6 protein-coding genes and 1 pseudogene are annotated in these 5,879 nt (G+C 68.2%); 5 read left to right on the forward strand and 2 right to left on the reverse strand.

Features of this window, described 5'->3' with window-relative positions:
• The 3 genes from VIR09_RS26600 to VIR09_RS26610 form a co-directional block, all read left to right on the forward strand.
• On the forward strand, positions 1-2,017 hold a 2,017-nt coding region (locus VIR09_RS26600; protein WP_332015586.1), incomplete at its 5' end, for an ImcF-related family protein.
• Positions 2,014-2,997 (forward strand): type VI secretion system-associated protein TagF, encoded by a 984-nt coding sequence (gene tagF / locus VIR09_RS26605; RefSeq protein ID WP_332015587.1) that lies wholly within the window; start codon positions 2,014-2,016, stop codon positions 2,995-2,997. The genes VIR09_RS26600 and tagF, both read left to right, overlap by 4 nt.
• 2 nt (positions 2,998-2,999) lie before the next feature.
• On the forward strand, positions 3,000-3,794 hold the full coding sequence (locus VIR09_RS26610) for an OmpA family protein (RefSeq protein ID WP_207469654.1): 795 nt from the start codon (positions 3,000-3,002) through the stop codon (positions 3,792-3,794).
• Positions 3,795-3,849: 55 nt separating this feature from the next.
• On the opposite strand, the gene tssA is transcribed toward VIR09_RS26610, so the two are convergent.
• Positions 3,850-4,956, reverse strand: coding sequence for a type VI secretion system protein TssA (gene tssA, locus VIR09_RS26615; protein ID WP_332015588.1), 1,107 nt, complete (start codon positions 4,954-4,956; stop codon positions 3,850-3,852).
• Positions 4,957-5,128: 172 nt separating this feature from the next.
• Here tssA and VIR09_RS26620 point away from each other — a divergent pair, with 172 nt between their 5' ends.
• Both VIR09_RS26620 and VIR09_RS26625 read left to right on the forward strand, forming a co-directional pair.
• Positions 5,129-5,380, forward strand: a complete 252-nt coding sequence (locus tag VIR09_RS26620) for a hypothetical protein (RefSeq protein ID WP_332015589.1) — start codon at positions 5,129-5,131, stop codon at positions 5,378-5,380.
• Positions 5,381-5,416: 36 nt separating this feature from the next.
• Positions 5,417-5,686: a PAAR domain-containing protein gene (locus VIR09_RS26625; RefSeq protein WP_088142844.1), complete on the forward strand. Its 270-nt coding sequence runs from the start codon at positions 5,417-5,419 to the stop codon at positions 5,684-5,686.
• Here the strand turns inward: VIR09_RS26625 and VIR09_RS26630 are convergent.
• Positions 5,683-5,879, reverse strand: a pseudogene (locus tag VIR09_RS26630) (hypothetical protein); the annotation flags it as partial. The gene VIR09_RS26625 and the pseudogene VIR09_RS26630 sit on opposite strands and share 4 nt — an antisense overlap.

The raw sequence follows: 5,879 nt of genomic DNA on the forward strand, positions 1-5,879 counted from the left end.
GGGCGGCGACACTCTGTTCCAGGACGCCTCGCCCACCAACGCCGACGACGCCTACAACGCGCTCAAGACCTACCTGATGATGGCGAATCATCAGCACGTCGACCCCACGCACCTGTCCGACCAGATCACGCGCTTCTGGCGCGGCTGGCTGGAGACCAATCGCGGCGCCATGCCGCGCGACCAGCTGATCCGCAGCGCCGAGCGCCTGATCTCGTTCTATGTCAGCCGCGCACAGGACGAAGGCTGGCCCCAGATCGACACCAACCTGGCGCTGGTCGAGAAGACCCGCGGCAGCCTGCGCGCCGTGATGCAGGGTATGCCGGCGCGCGAACGCGCCTACGCCACCCTCAAGGCGCGCGCCGCCACCCGCTTCCAGGCCATGACGGTGGCGCGCATCGTCGGCGAGAACGACGCGGGCGTGGTCGCCGGCAGCTACGCCATCCCCGGCACCTTCACGCGTGAAGCCTGGGAGCAATACATCCAGCCCGCCATCGGCGAGGCCGCCAAGAAGGAAGTGCAGACCAGCGACTGGGTGCTGGGCGTGAATGCCCGCGACGACCTGACGCTGGAAGGCAGCCCCGAGCAGATTCAGAAAAGCCTGGCGACGATGTACAAGACCGAGTACGCCGAGGAGTGGCAAAAGTTCCTGCGCGGCGTGACGATCAAGCCCTTCACGAGCTTCGAGCAATCGGTGGGCGCGATGAACCGCCTGGGCGATCCGCAGACCTCGCCCATCGCCAAGCTCATCAACACGACCTATGAGCAGACCTCCTGGGACAACCCCTCGCTGATCAACGCCGGGCTGCAGCAGGCCCAAAGCGGCGTGGTCGGCTGGTTCAAGCGCGTCATCCTGCGCCAGACGCCGCCGTCCGCCACGCCCGCCACCGCCGCCAACGGCGAAGCGATTCCGATGGGTCCGGTGGGACGCGAATTCTCCGACGTGGCACGCCTGGTGGTCACGCGCGACAGCCAGTCGCTGCTGGGCAACTACATGGGCGCGCTGTCGAAGATCCGCACCCGCTTCAACCTGCTGAACAACCAGGGCGACCCCGGCCCCGGCGCGCTGACGCTGATGCGCCAGACGCTAGAGGGCAAGGACTCGGAGTTGGCCGACGCGCTGAAGCTGGTGGACGAGCAGATGCTGGCAGGCATGTCGGCGACACAGCGCGAGACGCTGCGTCCGCTGCTGGTGCGCCCCCTGATCCAGGCCTATGCCGTGACCATGCAGCCGGCGGAATCCGAGTTGAACAAGGTCTGGAATGCGCAGATCTATCGTCCGTTCAACCAGACGCTGGCGGAGAAATATCCCTTCGCCAGCCGCGCCAGCGTAGAGGCCAGCAGCGACGAGATCGGCCAGGTGTTCGGCCCGCAGGGCAGCATCGCCAAGTACGTCAACGACACGCTGGGACCCCTGACCGTGCGCCGCGGCGACATCCTGACGGCGCGCACCTGGGGCGACATGGGCGTGAGCCTGCAGCCCACCTTCACCGCCAACTTCGCGCAGTGGGTGGCGCCGCTCTCCGGCGGCGCGGCCGGCAGCGGTGCGGCCAGCCAGCCGCAGACGCTGTTCCAGATCCAGCCCAAGCCCGCGGCCGGCGTGACCGAGTACACCATCGAAATCGACGGACAGCAGCTGCGCTACCGCAACACCCCGCCGCAATGGGTCAACTTCGTGTGGCCCAACGCCCAGGGCGCCCCCGGCGCGCGCATCACCGCCACCACCTTTGACGGCAGCGTGGTCGAGATCGTCAACGAGCCCGGCCGCTTCGGCCTGGAGCGGCTGATCGCCACCGCCCAGCGCACCGCCAACGCCGACGGCAGCTTCAACATGAACTGGGGCAAATCCAACGTGACGGTGCCGGTGAAGCTGCGCATCATCAGCAACGCCCAGGCGCCCGGCGCCGGCGGCAGCGAGCCCGGCGGCAGCCAGGGCCTGCGCAACCTGCGCCTGCCCTCGTCCGTGGTCGGCGCCTCTCCCGAATCCTCCGCCCAGACGCAACCCGGAGCGCCGCAATGAGCAACCCGCAGTCCCCCTTGTTCCGCACGGCCTACTTCGGCAAGATTCCCAGCCGCGGCGATTTCGTGAAGAACACCTCGCATCCGCAACTGATGGCCACGCTGGATGCCTGGGTCGCCAGCACCATGGAGATGCTTGCACAGGAACCGCACTGGAAGGCGCTGTACGACGAGGCCGAGCCCATGCCGTTCGCCATCCTGGGATCGCGCGGCAAGCTGGCCATCGCGGGGCACCTGCAACCCAGCCAGGACCTGTCGGGCCGCCGCTATCCCTTCCTGTCCGCCACCTCGGTGGAAGTGCAGAAGCCGCTGGCCTTCATTGCCCGCAGCCCCATCGCCTTCAGCCGCATGTGGAACCGCATGAGCGGCACCGCCGCCCTGCTGATGCAGGACGGCGATCCCGCCTCCGCGCTGCAGACGCTCAACGAACTGGAAGGCGAGATCCGCACGGCAGCCGACGACGGCTTCGACGCTTTCGTCGACCTGCAGACCCTGGAGCGGCTGGAAGCGATGCTGCGCGGCAACGGCCACGCCGCGCGCGTGCACGACATCATCCTGGCGCTGGGCATCCTGCTGGGGCCGGTGATGTCCAGCGGCTCCTCGCAGCTGGACAAGGGCCTGTCGCTACCGCTGCCGGACGATCCGCTTTACATCAACCTGGTGGCCGCCTACTGGATGACGCTGATCTCGCCCTTCCTGTCGCGCGCGGACTTCGAGATCACGATCTTTATCGGCCGCATCGCCGGCAAGCACCGGCTGGCCGTGGATTTCCGCGGCGCCTCGCCGCAGACGCTGGCCAGCCTGTTGTCCACGCCGCAGGCCTATGCCGACCAGCACATCGTGCTGGAAGACGCGCCCTGGGTCCGCAACCACGTGTCGGCCAGCCACGGCCTGGCCAAGCTTTCCAGCTACCTGGACCAGCCGCGCCTGTCCTTGCGTCTGGCGCTGGACACTTTTCTCGAAGTCTTTACCGGAGCCTGACCATGCGCTACTCATTTTTGCTCATGGCGGCGCTATATGCCTGCACGGCCGCGGCCCAGGACGCGGCCACGGTGGTGCCCGCCAACGTCATCCCCCAACCTGGCCAGGTCGTGGCCAGCGGCGCCGTGCCCGACGAGGCCACCAAGGCCGACGTGCTGGCGCGGCTGCAGCAGGTGTATGGCGTGGGCAACGTCATCGACCAGATCGACGTGGGCGGCGTGGTCGCCCCGCCCAACTGGTCCGAGCATGTCGGCAAGCTCATCGGCCAGCCGCTAAAGCAGATCAACCGCGGCCAGCTGGAGATCGACGGCACCCAGATCCGCCTGCGCGGCGAAGTGCAGAATGAAGCCTCGCGCCAGCAGATTGCCAGCGCCTTCGCAACTTCGCTCAACCCCACCTACAAGATCGTCAACGGCTTGCGCGTGTCCGCCAGCAAGGACGAACAGGGGCTGCTGGACCAGGTCCTGACCAACCGCGTGGTGGAGTTCGAGACCGGCAGCGCCACGCTCACCACGCGCGGTCGCGAGCTGTTGGACAAGGTGGCGGACGTGGTGCCCAGGCTGCACAGCGACAAGGTGCAGATCATCGGCCACACCGACAGTTCCGGCAGCCGCAGCACCAATCTGGCGTTGAGCCAGGCGCGCGCCGACGCGGTCAAGACCTACCTCGTGGACAAGGGCCTGCCGCCGGCGCGCTTCGAGACCCTGGGGGCCGGCCCCGATCAGCCGCTCGCCACCAACGCCACCGCGGAAGGCCGGGCCAAGAACCGCCGCATCGAATTCCGCGCCAGCCGCTAGGGGCCTGGCGCCAGGCCCGCCCGCCAGGGCCGGCTCAGGCAAGCGATGACTACGCTCAGCCGTTGTGGTCCGGCGGCTTGGGCACGCCCAGCAACTCTTCCAGCCCGGACAGCGCGTCGCCGTTCTTGAGCACGGTGCGCAGCCACAGGTGCAATGACATCTCGCCCCAGCTGGCGGCCTTGTCGGCCAGATAGGCCACGGGGCTGTGAGGCTCGGTGCGGCGGAAGAATTCCGCCACGTCGCGCAACTGGGCCAGCGCCTGGTCGCGCGTTTGCAGCGGGCCGCGCGCGAGTGTGGGCGCGGGCGCGGCGGGTACAGGATCAGTTGCGGACAAGGTCGGCTCCATCCGGGTAGCGGCGGGCTCAGCAGGGGGAGCGGCCGGCGCCGCGCTATCCGCGCGCACCAGCAGCCCGGCGTCGCGGGCGAAGCGTCGGGTCAGTTCGGTCACGTCCCGCAGCGCGTCCCGCACCGGCGAGAAGGCCGGACCTTCGTCGCCCAGGCGCTCCGCCAGGGTCTGTTCCAGCCTGTCCACCGCGCCGAAGCAGCTTTGCAGATTGCCTTCCAGCTCGGAGTAAAAAGCCGGCGGCGTGTCGCGGCGCGCGGCGTCGAACTGGTCCAGCGTGAGCTTGCCCCGCGTGATTTCGGCGGCGTTCTGCGGCGTGCGCTTGACCGCGTTGGCCAGTTGCGAGGCGCTGTCCCACAAGGCCGCGCCGTAGCGTCCGCCTTCGGACTGCGTCAGCGGCAATTCGCGGATCAACTGTTGCGAGCGCGCCAGCAACCAGGCCAGATTGCCCACGCGCTGCTGCACGTCGCCCTCGTCCGGCACGGGATGCAGGCCCTCCCAGTAGTGGCGGCACAGTCCGTCCACCAGCAGGTAGCCGTCGCGCAGTCCGGCGAAGCCGCGCGTCTTGGCCCAGGCCTCGGCCAGCCATGCGGCCACGCGCACGTCCTTGCTCTGTTCGTGCAACACCGTGGTGCAGATGCGGATGACTTCCGGCCAATCGGCCTCTTTGATGGCTATCACCCAGTCGCCTTGGTCCAGGTTCGGATCATCGTGGCGGCGGGCTTCGCGTATGGCGTCGAACTCGGCGGAAAACACCAGGTCGGCGCCGCAAGGCGCCTCGCCCGCAATGGGCTGCAGCAGTGTGTCGATATCGCTCATATTGGTCTTGTCGGATGGCAGGATCGCGGCCGCCGCCCCTGGGGCGGGCAACGCGAAGAGGACCGATCCTCCCATATCTGTAACGGCGTTGCGTTTGAAGATGACACGTCCTATTACAAAACGCATCACGGACCCTGGATATCATGCGGGTTCCCCAGGACAAGGAAGCGCGATGAACAAGTCATTCCACATGATGCCCGACGGCCGCTTCATCAACGGCAAGCCGCGCCGCTGCCCGGACGGCACCTATGTCGGCGACGGCGGCCCCATCACCCGCGCGCCGGACGGCACTTATGTTGCCGGCAAACCGCAGCGCGCGCCTGACGGCCACTACCTCGGCGGCGACGGTCCGGTCCGCATGGCGCCAGACGGTACTTTCGTCACCGGCACGCCGCGGCAGGCTCCTGACGGCACCTATCTGTAAGCACACATAACCAAACTGACAGGGCAACAGGCAGCCATGGCGCAGCTATCGGTGATACGCAAGGGCGACCGCACCTCGCACGGCGGGGTGGTGGTCACGGGCGACGAAACAGTCATGATCTTCGGCCAGCCCATGGCCCGGCTGGGCGACCGCGTCACCTGCCCAAAATGCGGCGGCACCCACACCATCGTCGAGGGCGCGGCCGCCGTCAGTTCCGACCGGCGCACCGCGCTGGAAGGCATGAAGACCTCCTGCGGCGCGACGCTGATCGCCAGCCAGCAGTTCTACCGGCTGGAGCAGGGCTAGGGCCGCGTGCAAAGGCGCCGCAATCCCAGGCGCAGCGCCAGCACCGCGAACGCAATAGGCAGCACCATGCGCCACTGCGCCACGAACAGTTCCATCGTGGCCTCGCCCGGCGCCCAGGTGTTGCCGAACACCTGCGGCGCCGGCGGCGCCAGATAGAGCGCGACCAGCGCGGCGGCCAGCGTCGCCGCGGCCC

It is taken from the genome of Achromobacter sp., from assembly GCF_036567245.1.
Taxonomy (GTDB): Bacteria; Pseudomonadota; Gammaproteobacteria; order Burkholderiales; family Burkholderiaceae_B; genus Achromobacter.

Coding starts and splice junctions, on each gene's coding strand:
- tagF (WP_332015587.1), top strand. CDS start 2,014: ATGAGCAACCCGCAGTCCCCCTTGTTCCGCACGGCCTACTTCGGCAAG.
- VIR09_RS26610 (WP_207469654.1), top strand. CDS start 3,000: ATGCGCTACTCATTTTTGCTCATGGCGGCGCTATATGCCTGCACGGCC.
- tssA (WP_332015588.1), bottom strand. CDS start 4,956: ATGAGCGATATCGACACACTGCTGCAGCCCATTGCGGGCGAGGCGCCT.
- VIR09_RS26620 (WP_332015589.1), top strand. CDS start 5,129: ATGAACAAGTCATTCCACATGATGCCCGACGGCCGCTTCATCAACGGC.
- VIR09_RS26625 (WP_088142844.1), top strand. CDS start 5,417: ATGGCGCAGCTATCGGTGATACGCAAGGGCGACCGCACCTCGCACGGC.